Origin of the sequence: Streptomyces sp. MUSC 14 (assembly GCF_001866675.1) — a bacterium.
In the GTDB taxonomy this organism is placed as follows: Bacteria; Actinomycetota; Actinomycetes; order Streptomycetales; family Streptomycetaceae; genus Streptomyces.
Map to the genome: position 1 here is coordinate 11,799 of NZ_MLYN01000046.1, position 17,646 is coordinate 29,444.

The following is a 17,646-nucleotide window of genomic DNA, read 5'->3' on the forward strand; positions in this document are numbered from 1 at the left end:
TTCCCCCGTATCCCCTCCGGAATCCCCCGTATTCCCCCGTGATCCCCCCGGAACTACGTTCCCCCCGTCACCCGGGAAGCCCAGCTGCCCCGTGTCAGCTGCCTCCCCCGCATCCGCCCCCGCCGCAGGAGTGCCCGCCCCCGCAGGAGTGGTGGCCGCCGCCGCACGAGTGGTGGCCGCCGTGGTGTCCGCCGTGGTGTCCCGAGGACGACGAGCCCGAGTCACCGGCCCACCAGCTCGCGCCGCCGCCCGCGTAACCGGCCGAGGACGACGACGAGCCGATCGACCGGGACCGGCCGCCGCGCTTGCCGAACGACACCTGTGCCCGCCGGCTCCTGCCCCGGCTCCGCAGCGCCCCGACGGTCATGAACCCGACGACTGCCAGCACGACCACGATGACGATGCCCATGGGCGTCACCTGCTTTCCGTTCCCCCGAGTTTTCCGTTGCCCCGCACCGGCCCCCGTGGGCCGCGGTGAACGGGGGATGCCCGGCCGCCCGGGGGCTCAAAGCAGAGTTGAGGAACTTCAGAGGCTTCTCTCAGGGCAACGGCCCCTGACCTGCACAGAAGGGCAGTTCAGGGGCCGTCCGGGCGTCACTGGGCCGTCTGTGGGCCGTGATCTTCCTGGGAGAGACGCTGAAACACGGTGTCGATGGCACGCCGAGCACGGTCGCGGCTGTCGGGCATCAGGTGGGCGTACACCCGCAGCGTCAGCCCCGGGTCAGCATGTCCCATGTACTCGCTGACGGCCTTGATGTTCTCACCCGCGTCCAGCAAGGCGGAAGCGTAGAAGTGCCGCAGGGCGTGCATGCCATGCATGCGCGCCGACTCGTACTTGCCGTTCTCATCTGCTTCCGGGATGAGCCCAGCGACCGCGAGAGCGGGCTTCCACTCCAGGCCGTTGAAGTTGCTCCGCCACACCATGCCCCCTTGCTCAGCCGTGAAGATCAGCCGGGCGGATACCTTCGGCCCCTCCGGCACGTCCCACGGCAACGTGATCTCCACAGGCTTGAAGGCATCCATATGCACCCGGAGCGCTTCCGACACAGACCCTGGAAGCGGCACGTGCCGCTTCTTGCCACCCTTGGGGAGAGCGAACACCGGGTGTCCTTCCACGTGCTTGATCTGCCGGACCACGTGAAGCGTGCCTCCGTCGGCGTCGATGGCGTCCTCAGCGAGCCCGAACACCTCGCCCTGACGCAGACCGCATCCGGCGCCGACATCGACCATCGCTCGGTACCGATCCAGAAGGGCCGCGCGAACGGCGAACACCTGGTCGGGCACCCACGGGACGACGGGATGCGGGTCAGGCTTGGGACGCCGAACGGTCCGCGCACCGCACGGGTTGCGCGACAACAACGCGTCGTCGACAGCGGCAGACAGCACCGACTGAACGTCCGCGAAGATGTTCCGGGCGTAGGACGGACCGACGCCGGGCTTCGCTTCCAGGGCAGCAACGAACTCCCTGATGTGCTCCGGCCGGAACGTCCCGATCGGCCGCGAGCCGAGCACCGGGTAGGCGTGCAGGCGCAGGCGCCGGCCGAGTTCCTTCCGGGTCATGGCGCTGGGCGTCTTGGTGTCCAACCACTTGTCGGCGTACTGCCGGAACGTGATCTGCATGGACTTGGGGTCGGTGTACTGACCGCGCGTCATGTCCGTCTCGATGGCGCTGAGCCACTTCTCAGCGAGCCGCTTCTGTCGGTCGGGGAAGCTCTTGGACCTCTCGGTGCCGTCGGGGCCGACGTACCGGGCCCGGTAGCGCATGCCCGTGCCGTGCCGGTCCGTCTTGACGCGGACGGTCTTGCCATCGGCGCCGGTCTCGGTCTTGTACCAGCGGTCCTGGATGTGGCCAGCCATGTGAGGCTGACTCCCTTCTCGGTAGCAGGGCGCGGCGGGGCCGGTTGGCTCCCGTCGGGCCGGTTTCGGGGTGTGCTGGACCGGGCCCGCTACTTGCTATGGGCCTGATCACTGGGGGTTTGGGCTGCTAGCGGGGCTGCTACCGGTAGCGGGTGGCGGTGCTACCGGTAGCAGGGGCTCCGGCGGGTCTCAGGGAGGCAGAGGCAGGGGGTTTCGAGTGCCTTCAGGAGGGGGTTTTCGGGGGTGCCTGAGGTGTGCCTCCCTGCCTCCCTGAGAGGCCATTTGCGCTGATCAGGTGGAGGGAGGCGGGTCAGGGAGGCGGTGAGGGAGTTCTCCCTTCCTCCCTTGGCCGGCGGGCGGTGCCTCCCTGTCGCTCGCGGTGTCTGTCGGGGCCCGACGGGGAGGCGGAGACAGGGACCCTGAGGGGCGTTCAGAGGGCGTTTCCGGGAGAGGACCGGCGGCGCCTCCCCGCCTCCCCGAACGGCTGTTTTCGCTGATCAATGCGGGGGATGCGGGGTGGGGAGGCGGTTGGGGAGTTCTCCCCGCCTCCCCGGCGGGGAGGGTGTTGCCTCCCCATGGGCGGCGCCCTCCTTTACCCCCTCTACCGGGCAGGTCAGCGGCCTTTACCGGCCCCTCTACCGGGGTAGAGGGCTCCCCTTACCCGATGGCTGTGGATAGAGGCGGCCGGGCGGTCCGATAGAGGGGGCGGCCGGTGCCCGAGGTAGAGCCGGGGGGCTTTACCTCGGGGCCGTGACGGAACTCGCGCCAGCTGTGCCGGGTTTCGTCACGACCTCTCCGTCAGGCCGCGTCTTCGAGGGCGGTCCGTTCGGCCTCCCACGCTCGTACGGCGGCGGGGTTGAAGCGGAGGTATCGGCCGACACGGAACCCGGGCGGGCCGATGCGCTTGCGGCGCCACTGGTAGACGGTCTCGACGCTCGGGAGGCTGAACATGGTGACCAGGTCTTCGGGGGTCAGGTAGCGGTCCGGCAGACCGCCGCGCAGGGTCGCGCGGGGGTCGGTGGGCTCGGGTTTGGCGGTGCTCATGACGCTTCCCCTCGGGTGGACTGCGGGCGGGAAGGCAACAAGGCAACAACGGGCGCCGGAGGTGTTGCCTCGCGTTCGCGCTGGTCAGGGTCCTGGGGGCAACGAGGCAACAGAGGCAACACACCCTTGGGGGTCTGCTCGGGGTGGTGGTGTGCTGTTGCCTGTGTTGCCTTGTTGCCTGTCGGGGCGGTCTGGCTCGGGAGGGCGTAGGGTCCGCGTGCTCCGAGCTGGGTGAGGCGGCCCCGATCCCGCAGGCGCCCCATGAGGGTGCGTACGGTCTTCGGGTCCTGCCCTGTGGCGTCGGCGACCTGTTTGGGTGTGCTGGGTCCTTGCTCATGCAGATGAGCGAGGATCTTCGCGTTCGGCTCGGTGGCGGTCGCGATGTCGGCCGGGCCGTCGACCAGGTACCAGGTCATGGAGCCGTCGTTGCGCCGTAGCGCGTACTCGTTCTCTTCCACGTCGCGGCCGGTGAGGTTGAGCAGTCCCTCGGCTTCCCCGCGCGCCCTGGAGAAGAACAGGGTGGCGTCGGCGGCGCCGTTGATGCCGTTCGTGCCGCTGGTGGCGTCCATCCAGTCCGACGACTGCGCCTTGCGGATGTGGTGCACGACCACGAACGCCACCTGGTAGGCGTCCGCCAGGTGCTTCAGGGCGGTGATGGCGGCGTAGTCGGCCGCGTACGCACTCGTCTCGCGGCCGGACTCCGGGCGCACCTTCTGCAACACGTCGACCATGACCAGGCGGGCCCCGGGGTGCTGGTCAAGCCAGCGTCGGATGCCCCCGAGCCCAGCGGGCAGGTCCACATGGATGTGCAGGCCGGGCGGCGGCTCCCCGTCCCCGAGCATGCGATGCAAGCGGGACTGCATGCGCCGGGGCGTGTCCTCCAACGCCAGGTAGAGCGCTTCGCCCTGTTCCACGGGGATGGAGTCGAGGGCCTTGCCGCCGGTGGCGACCGCGAGACCGAGCCCCAGGCAGATCCAGGACTTGCCCACCTTGGGAGCTCCCGTGAGCACGGTGAGCCCTTCCGGGATCAGGTCCGGTACGGCCCAGCGGGCTTCGGGGAACTCCGCCCGATAGAGGGCGTCGGCGGTCCACGCGGCTTGCCGGTTGGCGGTCCCGGCGTCGTCGCTGCCCTCCAGGGTGGGCAGCACCTCGGAGACCAGGGCAGCCAGCTGCGGCGGCTCCGTGCCGGGGCCGTCGGTGGCCTGCAACAGCCGCAGCGCCAGCGTTCGGGCGGCCCGCAGCCGCGCGGTCTTCTTCACCTCCTGCGCGTGCCACGTGGCGTCAGGCACCTGACAGAGGGCGAGTTGGGAGACGTAGGCGCCCCCGCCGGCCGTCTGGAGTTGGCCCGCGCTCGCGAGCGCGGCCGTCAGCGCGGCCGGGTCGACCGGCTCACCGCGTCCGATCCGATCGGCGAGCGTCTGCCACACCGTGGCGTGCGCGGGCCGGTAGAAGTCGGCCGGGGCGAGGATCGCGGACAGGTCGGGGAAGCGGTCGGGTCGACTGATGGCGCAGCCGATGACCGCGCGCTCCAACTCGTCGTCGTGCGGCATCGTCAGCTCCGGGCTCACGCGAGCACCGCCTTTCCGGTGGGGCCTGCGCACGCCCGCACGGGGCGGGGCGTGCGCAGGCAGTCGGGCCGCACGATCGAGCGCGGCACCGGGGTGTGACGCCGGGTGTGACGCGGCTCGTCACGCAGGTCAGGGGTCGACTCTTCGCCGATCGGGTCGGCCGACCACACGGCCTCGTACGTCGGCCGGTGGGCGTGCGCGAGTCGGGCCAGCAGCGGCCACACGGTCGGGTCGACGGTCGGCCGACCCGACTCGGCCCACGACAGCAGCACCAGCGCCATGGACAGCGGGAAGCGGTCGGCCTTGCGGTCGTTGCACGATCGGCAGGCCAGCACCATGTGCCGGGCCGACCACGTGCGGAACAGGGAGATCGGTACGACGTGATCGAGGGTCGCTTCCCGCACGGAGGCGAACGGGATACGGCAGTAGGCGCACTGCTGCCCGTCGCGCTCGGCGAGCCGCGCCTTGCGGTTGCGGCGCACCTTGGAGTTGAGCTGGGGCTTGTCGTGCAGGCTCATGACTCGTCGCCCTCTTCCGAAGCCCGGAGGTGGGCCTCCATCAGCTCTGCCTCGACGTCGGTCACCTGGCCGTCAGCGATGCGCTGGTAGACGGCCTGTCCCTCCAGGAACAGGCGGTCTTGGAAGTTGATGCTGTCGCTCATGCCGCACGCTCCAGCTCACCCACGGTGGCCGGGATGTCCCACGTGATCGCGGCGTTGGTCCGCATGGTCGACAGGGCCTTGCGCAGGGTGGTGTAGGACTGGCTGCACGTCAGCCCCATGCGCTTCTGGATCGCGGTCATGGTCAGGCCGTCGAAGAACCGCAGCGCGATCAGCTCACGCTCGGTGGCGGTCAGTCCGGCCACCAGGTCCAGCACGCTCAGACCGCTGATCACGGTCTCCTCGGGGCGCGACAGCTCGTCGTCGGCCACGAAGTCCGGCAGTACGCCCTCTTCGTCCGCGCCCAACAGCCGCTCGTGCTTGGAGTAGTTCAGGCGCTGAGAGCGGTAGTAGTCCGACAGCACCCAACGCGCCTGCACGGCCAGCCACCGATGGGCGTTGTCCAGCTCGATGCCGCCCTCCGGCTCGCGGGCCAGCGCCTCACCGACTTTGATGAATGTCTCGCTCGTCAGGTCCTCGGCCAGGTGGAAGTCACGCCCCACACGCCGGTAGAGGTAGCCCCACACGAAGCCGCGGTACTTGGCGAACAGGTCGGCCAACTGCTCGTTGTCCATCGAGAACGTCTTGGGCTCCGGGAGCTCCAGCGCGGCGGCCGTCGTCTCGTACAGGGCCGTCAGCAGCTTCACGTAGACCGCGCGAGGGGTGCGCCGACCCAGCTCCCACGAGATCACCAGCGACTTGACCGAGCTCGGGTGCGTCCCGATCCGAACGTCCTGCCGTTCAGCCTCGGCCCACAGCTGCGTGACCAGCTGCCCGATGCTCCAGCCCCGCTCCAGCCTCGCCGCACGCAGCGCCGTGACCTGCTCGTTCGTCCGTTCCTTGACGGTTCCAGGCATGATGGATGTACCCCTTCGAGGGTCTGGGAGCGGCTGACTACTTGGCGGTGGGAAGCCGCTCCTTGCCGTGTCGGGCCATGGCGACGTATGTGCGTCATGGCCCGCTTTCGCGTTCCAATCTGGTGCGCACCAGTAGCTTGCATCTGGTGCGCACCAGATGCAAGAGGGTGCGCACCGAATCCGGAAGATTCGCGGTTACTGCATGCTTCGAGGAAACGCCTGTGAAGGGGGCGCCGGTAGCCAACAGGCCTTAATGCCGGGCCTGTTAAGGCAGGTGTTAACCCCTCACGACCTGCGGGATTGGTGCATGCTGGTGTGAGGTCCGAACGGTCTACCGACTGGGGGCGGTATGCATGAGTGAACGGCTGAGGGACGCTCGAACTGCTCGCGGCTGGTCTCAAGAGCGTCTTGTGCGGGAGATCGAGCGATACGCCCGGCAGCACGCGCTTGACGTCCCGACAACCGCCAGCCTCCGCGTCTACGTCTCCGAATGGGAGAACGGCAAGCGCAAGATCTCAGCGCGGTTCGCGGCGATCCTTAGGCCTCTCCTCGGCCTCACCGATGGGGAGTTGCTCGGAGAGGCGCAGACGGCCGGGCCGCCGCAGGTGGGGGGCTACGACGAACTGATCAGCCGAATTGATTCGGCTCGTAGTGTCGGCCTCAGCATGGTGAAGACCTTCACTGATCAGACCGAGCTGTTCCGCACGATGGACAGGCAAGCGGGTGCCGCCGCTCTTGTCGACCAGATGACGGGCCACCTGGCCAGACTGGAGGATGCGCTCACGTTCGCGGTCCTGCCCGACACCCGCCGGCCGGTCGCTCAGGCGCTGGCTGCCGCCGCGACGCTTGCGGCCTGGCAAGCCCTAGATGCAGGGGCTGTTGAACGAGCCTGGCGTAACTACGAGTTGGGCAAGAGGGCAGCTCAGGAAGCCGGGGAACCCATGTACCTCGCGCACGCCATGGCAGAACAGGCGTACGTGCTGAGTGAGGCGGGGCGGCCGGAACTGGCCGTGGCGCTCGTGCGCGACGCCCGACGGGCCGGAGGGGGGAGCATGTCACCCCGCCTTCAGGCGTGGCTGTACGCGGCCGAAGCGGAGCTGTGCGCCAAGGTCGGGCCCGAGCTGGCTAACGACTGCCGTCAGGCGCTGGACATGGCCGCGTCCGTACTGCCGCCCGGCGACGACGCCAGGGACCCCGACATGCTGAGCATCTTCCTGAACGGCTCACACCTGACTCGATGGCGCGGCAACGCCCTTGCGATGCTGGGGGACGACGACGCGGTGAGCAGTCTCTACCAGGCGCTTGACTCGCTCGACTCCACTTTCGTCCGCGCTGAATCCGGGCTCCGATGCGACCTGGCCCAAGCTCATTTGGCGCGCGGCGAGTACGACCAGGCGCAAGAGCACCTGCGGACCGCGCGCCTGTTGGCCAGCCGCACCGGATCGGCACGGCATCGCCGCCGCATAGATCAGCTCACACAGAGGCTGTAGACGCGTCCTTCCGCCGGTTCGCAAGGATGTGCAGGAGGCCAACGAGGGTGCCGCAACCCATGAGCTGACCACGCGCCATCAGGTCAGGGATGTCCGCGAGCGGCACCCACTCCACGCGGCCCGCTTCCTCGACGTCCGTCGGCTCGCCCACGTGCTCCGCGCCGTGGGCTACGAAGATCTCATGTGGCGAGTCCACCATGCCGACCACGGGTTGGAACGTGACCACGTGCTCAACGTTGGTGGGGCGCCAACCCGTCTCTTCCTCGACTTCCCGCGCAGCGCACGTACGGGCGTCCTCGCCGTCGTCCACGATGCCGCCTGGGAGCTCCCAGCCCCACTGGTCCGGCACGAAGCGGTAACGCCAAAGCATGAGGACGCGGTCTTGGTCGTCCAGCACGGCAGTGACCGCGACGTGCTGTAGCCGCACCACATGGTGTTCAAAGCGCTTCACACCCGGCGGCTCGACGTCGACCAACTCAAGCCGGACCCATCGGTTGTTGTACACCGGCCGCACACCGTAGATCTGCCACGGTTCCAGCTCTCCCGAGCTAGCGGCCCCCACTCGCCGTTGAGCCGGGGAGGCCGCCGGCACTCGATACGAGCTCCGGTCGTGCACCTCCAACACGCCCTCGGCTACGAGCCGGGCGAGCACCTGCCGCAGGGCTGTGCGGCCGATGTCGAGTTCCGTCGTCAGCGTGCGCTCAGACGGCATCTTGTCGCCAGGAGAGAGCTTCCCTCCTCCGACCCACTCGCGGATCGTGCGCTCCACCCGAGCCGTCTTGGTCTCTGCCATTCCCGCAGCACGCTCCCCATTCGTTGGCTGGTGCACACCAGCGTAGCCAGTCGGAATCATCCCCGGCAGGTGACGTTCTATGCGCTTCTCCGATCACAACGAGTAACCGGAGGTGGGTAACGCCTAGCGACAGCCAATCCTTCCCTGCCCTTGGAACGAAGGCGGATACGGGCCCCTCTCCGGACAGCCTGCTAGGTGCTAAGAACGTGATCAGAGCCCGCACAGATCGCTAGGCGCGCTGCTAGGTCTAGCGGGGCGGGTTGCTAGACCTAGCAGCAGTTCGGCCGCCCCCAGCAGCTACGGAGGGTGACAGAAGGTCATGCGCACCCTCAGGGGGTGTTGCCTCTGTTGCCTTGTTGCCTCCAGGGCTCTGACCAGCACGAACGCGAGGCAACACCTCCGGCGCCCGTTGTTGCCTTGTTGCCTTCCCGCACGCAGCCACCATCCAAAGGAGCGGCCCTACGGCCGCGTGTCCCTCGGCAGCTCGCTGCGCTCACGCGCGACGGCCCACAGGGCGAATGGCGGCTGTCGCGCCCTCCCGGCAGTACAGCGGACAAGCGGCTGAAACACACGGGTGGATCCCCCTGTGTGTTTCAGCCCTCCCGTGTCGGGTGCCAGCGGCAGGTGAAGAGGCCACCCTCCCCCGGGCGGGGTGGTCTCTTCGGCTCTTCAGAGGGGGCGTGATCGAGGTATGCCCTTCCGCCTCCCTAAAGAGCCGCGGAAGCGACCCGGAGCGAGGGGCCCGGCGGCATGCGCCCATGCCTCCCGTGCTCCTCTTGGAAGGCCCGCAGAACGCCTTCCAAGAGGAGCACGGCGCCCCACCCCGACGGCGCCCCCGCGCGAGCGCAGCGAGCCGCCAAGGGACGCGCGGCCGTAGGCCGCTCCTTACTTGTTCTTCCCTGCACGCCGGGCCGACGGCCCGGCACGGACGCCCGTCCCGATAGCGGCCCGTAGGCCCCTCTCGGAGGCGCCCTATGGGCGGATTCGCGGGCCTGCCCAGATAGCCCGCTATTCGCTAACGTGCTGGTCAGCAACGGTTTTGGCCGCTATGACTGCCGCTATCGTTAGCACCCCCTGCCGCTATCGGTAGCGGCAGATCGGGGCCCACGGCCGGGCCGTCTGTGGGCCGTCCGACAGCGACCAACGCCGACAGATGACGACAGTTGTCGACCGCTCTCCCCCTGCTCAGGGGCGGTGCGTTGGGTTCAGCCGCAGGCGCCCACCCCCGAACGTGAGTTGAGGAACTCCAGAGCTTGGGCGCAGGATGACCGGCATGACCTCCACCGCGCGCCCCCGCCTCAATCGCCGCCTCGCCGAGTTCGGGACGACGATCTTCGCCGAGATGTCCGCGCTCGCCACCGCGACCGGTGCGATCAACCTCGGCCAGGGCTTCCCCGACACGGACGGCCCCGAGGAGGTCCGCGAGGCCGCCGTACGGGCGCTGCGCGAGGGCCGGGGCAACCAGTACCCGCCGGGTCCGGGCATCCCCGAGCTGCGCGCCGCGATCTGCGCACACCAGCAGCGCCGCTACGGGCTGTCCTGCGACCCCGGCACCGAGGTGCTGGTCACGGCCGGCGCCACGGAGGCCATCGCGGCCTCGATGCTGGCCCTGCTGGAGCCGGGCGACGAGGTCGTGGCCCTGGAGCCGTACTACGACTCCTACGCGGCGTCCATCGCCATGGCGGGCGGCCGCCGCGTCCCGGTGACCCTGCGCCCGGACGACACCGGCTTCCGCCTGGACCTGGACGAGCTGCGCGCGGCGGTCACCGGCCGCACCCGCCTCCTGCTGATCAACACCCCGCACAACCCCACCGGCACGGTCCTCACGCGCGCGGAGCTGACCGCGATCGCCGAGCTGGCGGTCGAGCGGGATCTGCTGGTGGTGACCGACGAGGTCTACGAGCACCTGGTCTTCGACGACGCCGAGCACCTGCCGCTCGCCACGTTCCCGGGGATGCGCGAGCGCACGGTCACCATCGGCTCGGCCGGCAAGACGTTCTCCTTCACCGGCTGGAAGGTCGGCTGGGTGACGGGCTCGCCCGAACTGGTCGGCGCGGTGCGCTCGGTGAAGCAGTTCCTGACGTACGTCTCCTCGGGCCCCTTCCAGTACGCGGTCGCCGAGGCCCTCGCCCTCCCGGACTCTTACTTCGAGGACTTCCGGCGCTCCATGCAGACCCGCCGCGACCTGCTCGCCGAGGGCCTCACGGCGGCCGGCTTCCGGGTCTTCGCCCCGGCCGGGACGTACTTCATCACCACCGACATCCGCCCCCTCGGCGAGAAGGACGGCTTCGCCTTCTGCCGCACCCTGCCCGAACGGGCCGGCGTGGTGGCCATCCCGAACGCGGTCTTCTACGACGACCGGGAGGCCGGGGCACCGTTCGTACGGTTCGCGTTCTGCAAGAGGGAGGACGTCCTGCGGGAGGCGGCACAGCGCCTGCGCGCGATGTAGGAAGCCTGGGCGGGCCCGCAGACGGGCGACGGCGCACGACCCCTCGGCGCGTCACCGCACGGCCGAACGGCACTGTCGCGCAGGGTGCTCAGATGTGACCACCGCCAGTCCCGTCCGCACCGTCAGCACCGTTCTCGCCATGCCCAGGCAGGCGCAGCGTCTCGTCGCCGTAGGTCTCTTCCTCGGTGCCCGGCTGGTCGGCGCGGCCGTGCTCACGCTGGTCGCGCAGCACGCCGGCCGGCACCCGCTCGCGCTGCTCGGGCGGTCCTGGGACTCGGTCTGGTACCTGGGCATCGCCGGGCACGGCTACGGCCACGACCTGCCCTCCCCGGCGCCGGGCGTGCACAGCGACCGCGCGTTCTTCCCGCTGTACCCGGCGCTGGTGCGGGCGCTGACCGCGGTGCTGCCGCTGGGCGGGGGCGCCGCCGGGCTGGTGATCTCGTGGGCCGCGGCCATGGTGGCCGCCGCCGGGATCCACGCGGTCGGCGCACGGCTGTACGGCCGGGCGACCGGGATCACGCTGGTGCTGCTGTGGGGCCTGCTGCCGCACGCGGTGGTGCTGTCGATGGCGTACACCGAGCCGGTGCTGACCGCGCTCGCGGCCTGGGCGCTGTACGCGGTGCTGGCCGGGAACTGGCTGTGGGCGGGCGCCCTGGCGGCGCTCGCGGGGCTGGCCCGGCCGAACGGGTTCGCGGTCGCCGCCGCCGTACTGATCACGGCCGGCTGCCGGGTGTGGCGGCGGCGCGGCGACCTCTCCCGGGTTTCCCACAGGCTGTGGACGGGCGCGGCGCTCGCCCCGCTGGGCTGGACGGCTTACGTGCTGTGGGTCGGCCGGTGCGAGGGCGACCTGCCGGGCGGCTACTTCGCGGTGCAGCGGGCGTGGGGCTCGACGTTCGACTTCGGGCGGGGCTCGCTGCACTCCGTGCATGTGATGTTCGCGCACGGCGGCCGGTTCGAGTTCACGGTGGCGCTGCTGACCGTGGCGGCCGGGACGGTGCTGTACGCGCTGCTCCTGCTGGACCGTGCCCCGCTGCCGCTGCTCGTGCTCAGCGGGGCGCTGCTGCTGGTCGCGCTCGGCGGGTCCGGCTTCTTCGAGTCCAAGCCGCGGTTCCTGCTGCCGGCGTTCCCGCTGCTGCTGCCGCTCGCCCGGGGCCTGGCCCAGATGGCGAAAACCCGGCCCTGGCACGCGACCGTGCTGGTCGCGACCCTGGCCGGGTTCAGCTGTCTCTACGGCGCGTACCTGCTGGTGTACGCGGACGCGCCGCTGTAGGACCGCCGGCGGACTACTCCGCGTCGCCCTCGGGCGCCTCGCCCTGCTCGCCCTCGTCGGCGTCCGGCTCCAGGCCGAGCTGCTCGACGAGCCACTTGTCGAACTCGATCGCGGCCCGCACCCAGCTGACCGTCGAGGAGACGAAGTGGTTGATGTCGACGCCCGTGCCGATCAGCATCTGCGCCTCGCCGATGAGGCGGACGGTGCCGTCGTCGTGGGTGTGGGTGTAGACCTTGGGCCACAGGGTGCGGCGGTTCCAGTCGTCGACGGACTCCAGCAGCTGGGCCTTCTCGTCGATCTTGTGGGGGCGGTCGTAGAAGGTCCGCACCGAGAAGACGGCCTGGTCGGCCTCCCCGCGGAACATGAAGTACGTGCGGAACTGCTCCCACGGAGCCGCGAGGTCGCCCTCCTCGTCGACGACGTACTTCAGCTCCATCTGGTCGAGGAGCTGCTTCACGAGGTCCTGATCCGGGAGGACGGGGCCCGCCGGTCCCTGGGGCTGCGGTTCGGGCTGGCCCCCGAAGTTCGGAATCGAGGACGGGTCGATGCTCACCGTGAATTTCCCTTCATTGGATTCCGCCATCCTCCCCCATCCGGGGAGGGGGGAGGCAAGCCCCGGCGGCCCCGTGTCAGCCCAGGGCTGACAATCCTCCTCGCTAGAGCGTCTTGCCGGTCGCCGGGCCCACCAGCAGGCCCTCGCCGAAGCGGTCCACCCGTACCGTGTCGCCGTCCTTGACCTCGCCGGACAGGATCTCGCGGGCGAGCCGGTCGCCGATGGCGCTCTGCACCAGACGGCGCAGCGGCCGGGCGCCGTACGCCGGGTCGTTGCCCTCCTCCGCGAGCCAGGCCAGTGCCTCGGGCGTGACGTCCAGGGTGAGCCGGCGCTCGGCCAGCCGCCGGCCGAGGCGGTCGATCTGGAGCTGTGCGATCCGCTCCAGCTCGGAGGTGTCGAGCGCGGAGAAGACCACCAGGTCGTCCAGCCGGTTGAGGAACTCCGGCTTGAAGGAGGCCCGGACGGTCTCCAGGACCTGCTCCCTCTTCACCTGCTCGCTCGTCGTCGGCTCGACCAGGTACTGGCTGCCCAGGTTGGAGGTGAGCACCAGGATGGTGTTGCGGAAGTCGACCGTGCGGCCCTGCCCGTCGGTGAGCCGGCCGTCGTCCAGGACCTGCAGCAGGATGTCGAAGACCTCGGGGTGGGCCTTCTCCACCTCGTCCAGCAGCACGACGGTGTACGGGCGGCGGCGCACGGCCTCGGTGAGCTGGCCGCCCTCCTCGTAGCCGACGTAGCCGGGGGGCGCGCCGACCAGGCGGGCCACGCTGTGCTTCTCGCCGTACTCCGACATGTCGATGCGGACCATGGCCCGCTCGTCGTCGAAGAGGAAGTCGGCGAGTGCCTTGGCGAGTTCCGTCTTGCCCACGCCCGTCGGGCCGAGGAAGAGGAAGGAGCCGGTGGGCCGGTCCGGATCGGCGATGCCCGCGCGGGAGCGCCGTACGGCGTCGGAGACCGCGCGGACGGCCTCGCTCTGGCCGATGAGGCGCTTGCCGAGCTCGTCCTCCATGCGCAGCAGCTTCTGCGTCTCGCCCTCCATCAGGCGGCCGGCCGGGATGCCGGTCCAGGCGGCGACGACGTCCGCGATGTCGTCGGAGCCGACCTCCTCCTTGACCATCGTGTCCTTGGCGGCCTCCTCCTCGGCCTCGGAGGCCTCCTCCAGCTCCTTCTCCAGCGTCGGGATCTCGCCGTAGAGCAGCTTGGCCGCGCGGTCGAAGTCGCCGTCGCGCTGGGCGCGTTCGGCCTGGCCGCGCAGGTCGTCCAGCTTCTCCTTCAGCTCGCCGACCCGGTTGAGGGACTGCTTCTCCTTCTCCCAGCGGGCGGTCAGGCCGCGCAGTTCCTCCTCCTTGTCGGCGAGGTCGCGGCGCAGCTTGTCCAGGCGGGCGACGGAGGCCGGGTCGGTCTCCTTGGCGATCGCCAGCTCCTCCATCCTCAACCGGTCGACGGCGCGCTGGAGTTCGTCGATCTCGACGGGGGACGAGTCGATCTCCATGCGCAGGCGCGAGGCGGCCTCGTCGACGAGGTCGATGGCCTTGTCGGGCAGGAAGCGGGAGGTGATGTAGCGGTCGGAGAGGCCGGCCGCGGCCACCAGCGCGCTGTCCGCGATCTGCACCTTGTGGTGGGCCTCGTAACGGCCCTTCAGGCCACGGAGGATGGCGATGGTGTCCTCGACGGTCGGCTCCGCCACCAGCACCTGCTGGAAGCGGCGCTCCAGCGCCGGGTCCTTCTCGATCCGCTCGCGGTACTCGTCCAGCGTGGTGGCGCCGACCATGCGCAGCTCGCCCCGGGCGAGCATGGGCTTGAGCATGTTGCCCGCGTCCATGGCCGAATCGCCGCCGGCGCCCGCGCCCACCACCGTGTGCAGCTCGTCGATGAAGGTGATGATCTGGCCGTCGGAGTCCTTGATCTCGGCGAGCACGGACTTCAGCCGCTCCTCGAACTCGCCCCGGTACTTGGCGCCGGCCACCATCGCGCCGAGGTCGAGCGAGACCAGCCGCTTGTCCTTGAGGGACTCGGGCACGTCGCCCTTCACGATGCGCTGGGCGAGCCCCTCGACCACGGCGGTCTTGCCGACACCGGGCTCGCCGATGAGGACGGGGTTGTTCTTCGTACGGCGGCTGAGCACCTGAACGACCCGCCGGATCTCCTGGTCCCGGCCGATCACCGGGTCCAGCCGCCCCTCGCGGGCGGCGGCGGTGAAGTCGGTACCGAACTTCTCCAGGGCCTTGTACTGGCCCTCGGGATCGGCGGTGGTCACGCGGCGTCCTCCCCTGGCCTTCCTGAAGGCCTCCAGCAGCTTCTTCGCCTCGGCGCCCTGCGCCCGGAGCACCTCGGCGACCCGGCCGCCCCTGGCGGCGATGCCGATCAGCAGGTGCTCGGTGGACAGGTACTCGTCGCCGAGCTCCTTCGCCCGCTCGCCGGCGTCGGCGAGCACCGCCAGCAGTTCACGGTCCGGCTGCGGCGGCGCAACGGTGGATCCGGCCACGCTCGGCAGCGAGGCCAGGATCTTCTCGGTCCCGGAGCGCACGGCGGCCTGGTCGGCCTCGACGGCCGCGAGCAGGTCGGTGATGTTCGCATTGTCCTGCCGCTGGCCTTGGCCCTGGAGCAGCGCCAGCAGCAGGTGAGCGGCGGTGAGGTCCGGGTGTCCCTCGGTCACGGCCCGCTTGCTCGCCGCGTTGATCGCGTCCCGGCTCCGGTTGGTCAGCTCGGCGTCCACGTGTCCGTTCTCCTCCTGCGCGACTCTCTCTCCAGTGCTGACTTAATCAGCGTACACAAAGTTGAGTCTATTCCGCTCAAGGTAGGCGGGGGGCCTTACGGGGACTAGGTTGCGGGGCATGGCGAAGCACCCTGAGGAGTACCTGACGTTCTGGCGGGAACGCCACCTGTGCACCCTGACCACGCTCCGGCCCGACGGCAGCCCGCACGTGGTGCCGGTCGGCGTGACGTACGACGCGGAGGCCGGACTGGCCCGGATCATCACCAACGGGACCAGCAGGAAGGTGCGGCATGTGCGCGCGGCCGGCGCGGCGGGCGCCCGGGTGGCGGTGTGCCAGGTGGACGGCCCGCGCTGGGCCACCCTGGAGGGGCGGGCCCGGGTCCGGACGGAACCGGAGCGGGTCGCGGAGGCGGTGCGGCGCTACGCCGAGCGCTACGAGCGGACCCCGGGGCCGAATCCGGCGCGTGTGGTGATCGAGATCGAGATCGAGCGAGCGCTGGGGCGCGGGTGAGATGACCGAGCATTTTCAGCCACCGTGGAAGCGCGCCCATACCCCGAAATATCCCCACAAACTACAGCGGCGTCACCGTGTTCAGGTCACGGTGACGCCGCTGCGGGGGGAAGCACCTGAGCGATCTTTTACGACGGGGGAATCGCATCAGGCACTGCGGGGGGTGGCCGAGATGGTTCGCAGGTCGGGTTCCGCCGGCTCGGCAAGCCGGTGGTCCCGCTGGTCCAGATTCACAAAGATCATTCCGTACCGGATGGCACAGCGCACCGGCTGGGGCGCGCCACGCGGCTTGCGCAGGCATCGGTACGCCCGCAGATCCCCGTCCTCGTCCCGCGTCACGACCACCGGCTCTCCGAACACCGTCACCATCAACGAGTCGCCGCTGTGGGGGATGGCGGTGACCAGGTCGATGAAGTGCCAGCCGGAGCGGTAGGCCGTGGCCATCTCGCGGCGAAAGGATCGGTCGTCGGGTGGAGTGGTCACGTCAGCTCCCGGCTCCGTCGGCCGCGGAACCGGTACTGCCGGTCGCGGAGTTCGCGACCACCGCAGGCCACGTGCTGTTCGCCGGGCTCGCGGCCGCCACGGGCCACGTGCTGTTCGCGGGGCTCGCGACCACCGCGGGCCAGGTGCTGTTCGCTCGAACCTCGCTCTTTCCGGCGGCGGCGAAGCCACTCAGCACGCCGAGGGCTGCAACGGCGGAGAAGGCGGCGACAAGCACCGAGCGAAGCAGTCTGTTACGCATAATCGGCTTCGTCCTCACTTGAAGGTCCCCTTTTCCCCCGTCACGTACGACGATGGCTCATTCGGGCACGTCATGGCCACACAATCGGTGCATCATGTTCCTGCATGTTCAGGACCCTGGGGGGTGGAGATTTGACAACGAATCACTCAAAAGCGACACATCCCCACCCCGTGAACGAGCTGTGCGAAGAAGGCAGCCGCCTGTATGCGGCCGCACTGCGAGCGGGGCGGATCACACGCGCGGAAGCGGAACCCGCGCCCTGCCTGATGGACTTCGGCCTGCTGCACCCCGATCCGGACGATCCGGACCGGCTGCGCCCGGTGCCGCCGGCCCTCGCCCTCGCCCAGCGCCTCAACCCCCTCGAACGCGAGATCACCGAGCGCCGCCAGCTGGCCACCGACATCGCCACCGCCTTCGAGCCGTTCATGTCCATCAACGGCCAGTCGGCGCAGAGCGGCGGCTCGATCACGGTGCTGGAGGGCGGCGACCGCATCAACACCGCGCTCAACCTGGCCACGGCCCAGTGCCACGCGGAGATGCTGACCGTCCAGCCGAGCGACCGCGTCTCCGAACGCAGCGTGCTGCGCGGGCTGGAGCGCGACAGGCCGCTCATAGAGCGGGGCGTGCGGATCCGGACGCTGTACCAGCACACGGCCCGCTACAGCCCGGAGAAGCTGGCCTACGCGGCGGAGCTCTCCGACGGCAAGGTGGAGTACCGCTCCATCGACGAGCTGGTGGAACGCCTGATCATCTGCGACGAGACGGTCGCCTTCATCCCGACCCGGGACGACCAGCAGGTCGCCCTGGAACTGCGCCACCCGGGCCTGGTCCGCTACCTCATCAAGGTGTTCGAGTTCATGTGGGACCGGGCGGTCCCGCTGAGCGCGGGCGGTCGCTACGAGACGGCACCCGACGGCATCACCGAGATCCAGCACTCCATCGCCAAGCTCCTCGTGGAGGGCCACGTGGACGAGGCCATCGCCCGCCGCCTGGGCATGAACGTCCGCACCTGCCGCGCCCACATCGCCAAGCTGGCGCAGGCCCTCGGCAGCGGCAGCCGTGCCCAGCTCGGCTATCTCATCGCCCAGTCCGGCATCCTCGACCGGGAGCGGTGACGGCCGGAAAGACCGCGGCCCGGCCG

At 69.9% G+C, this 17,646-nt stretch carries 17 protein-coding genes; 6 read left to right on the forward strand and 11 right to left on the reverse strand.

Translation table 11 applies throughout. From position 1 onward, the window contains the following. Positions 1–94: 94 nt before the first annotated feature. The 7 genes from BIV25_RS27790 to BIV25_RS27815 form a co-directional block, all read right to left on the reverse strand. Positions 95–409 (reverse strand): hypothetical protein, encoded by a 315-nt coding sequence (locus BIV25_RS27790; protein WP_071375187.1) that lies wholly within the window; start codon positions 407–409, stop codon positions 95–97. Between the two features lie 185 nt (positions 410–594). Beyond that, a complete protein-coding gene (locus BIV25_RS27795; protein ID WP_071375188.1) occupies positions 595–1,857 on the reverse strand; it encodes a site-specific integrase in 1,263 nt (420 codons plus the stop codon). 798 nt (positions 1,858–2,655) lie between these two features. After that, positions 2,656–2,901 (reverse strand): AlpA family transcriptional regulator, encoded by a 246-nt coding sequence (locus BIV25_RS27800; RefSeq protein ID WP_071375189.1) that lies wholly within the window; start codon positions 2,899–2,901, stop codon positions 2,656–2,658. After that, positions 2,898–4,469 (reverse strand): AAA family ATPase, encoded by a 1,572-nt coding sequence (locus tag BIV25_RS27805; RefSeq protein WP_071375190.1) that lies wholly within the window; start codon positions 4,467–4,469, stop codon positions 2,898–2,900. The genes BIV25_RS27800 and BIV25_RS27805 overlap by 4 nt, the downstream gene beginning before the upstream one ends. Next, positions 4,466–4,987, reverse strand: coding sequence for an HNH endonuclease (locus BIV25_RS27810; RefSeq protein WP_071375191.1), 522 nt, complete (start codon positions 4,985–4,987; stop codon positions 4,466–4,468). Before BIV25_RS27810 ends, BIV25_RS27805 begins: the two co-directional genes overlap by 4 nt. After that, positions 4,984–5,130, reverse strand: a complete 147-nt coding sequence (locus BIV25_RS51325; protein WP_177235434.1) for a hypothetical protein — start codon at positions 5,128–5,130, stop codon at positions 4,984–4,986. Before BIV25_RS51325 ends, BIV25_RS27810 begins: the two co-directional genes overlap by 4 nt. Then, on the reverse strand, positions 5,127–5,984 hold the full coding sequence (locus BIV25_RS27815) for a sigma-70 family RNA polymerase sigma factor (RefSeq protein WP_071375192.1): 858 nt from the start codon (positions 5,982–5,984) through the stop codon (positions 5,127–5,129). Before BIV25_RS27815 ends, BIV25_RS51325 begins: the two co-directional genes overlap by 4 nt. 353 nt (positions 5,985–6,337) lie before the next feature. Here BIV25_RS27815 and BIV25_RS27820 point away from each other — a divergent pair, with 353 nt between their 5' ends. Then, positions 6,338–7,474 carry a helix-turn-helix transcriptional regulator gene (locus BIV25_RS27820; RefSeq protein ID WP_071375193.1) on the forward strand — a complete coding sequence of 379 codons (1,137 nt, stop codon included), beginning with the start codon at positions 6,338–6,340 and terminating at the stop codon, positions 7,472–7,474. On the opposite strand, the gene BIV25_RS27825 is transcribed toward BIV25_RS27820, so the two are convergent. Further along, positions 7,458–8,267, reverse strand: a complete 810-nt coding sequence (locus BIV25_RS27825) for an NUDIX domain-containing protein (RefSeq protein WP_079176927.1) — start codon at positions 8,265–8,267, stop codon at positions 7,458–7,460. The genes BIV25_RS27820 and BIV25_RS27825 overlap by 17 nt on opposite strands. 1,264 nt (positions 8,268–9,531) lie before the next feature. On the opposite strand from BIV25_RS27825, the gene BIV25_RS27830 reads away from it, so the two are divergent. Next, positions 9,532–10,716: a pyridoxal phosphate-dependent aminotransferase gene (locus BIV25_RS27830; protein WP_071375194.1), complete on the forward strand. Its 1,185-nt coding sequence runs from the start codon at positions 9,532–9,534 to the stop codon at positions 10,714–10,716. Positions 10,717–10,855: 139 nt separating this feature from the next. Beyond that, positions 10,856–11,986: a hypothetical protein gene (locus BIV25_RS27835; protein WP_071375313.1), complete on the forward strand. Its 1,131-nt coding sequence runs from the start codon at positions 10,856–10,858 to the stop codon at positions 11,984–11,986. A 13-nt stretch (positions 11,987–11,999) separates the two neighbouring features. On the opposite strand, the gene BIV25_RS27840 is transcribed toward BIV25_RS27835, so the two are convergent. Both BIV25_RS27840 and clpB read right to left on the reverse strand, forming a co-directional pair. Then, positions 12,000–12,539, reverse strand: a complete 540-nt coding sequence (locus BIV25_RS27840) for a YbjN domain-containing protein (RefSeq protein WP_071375195.1) — start codon at positions 12,537–12,539, stop codon at positions 12,000–12,002. A 103-nt stretch (positions 12,540–12,642) separates the two neighbouring features. Beyond that, positions 12,643–15,252 carry an ATP-dependent chaperone ClpB gene (clpB, locus tag BIV25_RS27845; RefSeq protein WP_071375196.1) on the reverse strand — a complete coding sequence of 870 codons (2,610 nt, stop codon included), beginning with the start codon at positions 15,250–15,252 and terminating at the stop codon, positions 12,643–12,645. A 118-nt stretch (positions 15,253–15,370) separates the two neighbouring features. On the opposite strand from clpB, the gene BIV25_RS27850 reads away from it, so the two are divergent. Then, positions 15,371–15,763 (forward strand): pyridoxamine 5'-phosphate oxidase family protein, encoded by a 393-nt coding sequence (locus BIV25_RS27850; protein WP_071375197.1) that lies wholly within the window; start codon positions 15,371–15,373, stop codon positions 15,761–15,763. Positions 15,764–15,910: 147 nt separating this feature from the next. Here BIV25_RS27850 and BIV25_RS27855 read toward each other — a convergent pair whose 3' ends face one another. Then, positions 15,911–16,246 carry a hypothetical protein gene (locus tag BIV25_RS27855; protein WP_079172852.1) on the reverse strand — a complete coding sequence of 112 codons (336 nt, stop codon included), beginning with the start codon at positions 16,244–16,246 and terminating at the stop codon, positions 15,911–15,913. 71 nt (positions 16,247–16,317) lie between these two features. On the opposite strand from BIV25_RS27855, the gene BIV25_RS51330 reads away from it, so the two are divergent. Further along, a complete protein-coding gene (locus tag BIV25_RS51330; RefSeq protein ID WP_177235435.1) occupies positions 16,318–16,527 on the forward strand; it encodes a hypothetical protein in 210 nt (69 codons plus the stop codon). Between the two features lie 82 nt (positions 16,528–16,609). Continuing rightward, entirely contained in the window at positions 16,610–17,620 is a 1,011-nt protein-coding gene (locus BIV25_RS27865; protein ID WP_177235436.1) for a helix-turn-helix transcriptional regulator, read from the forward strand. The last annotated feature ends 26 nt before the right edge of the window (positions 17,621–17,646 follow it).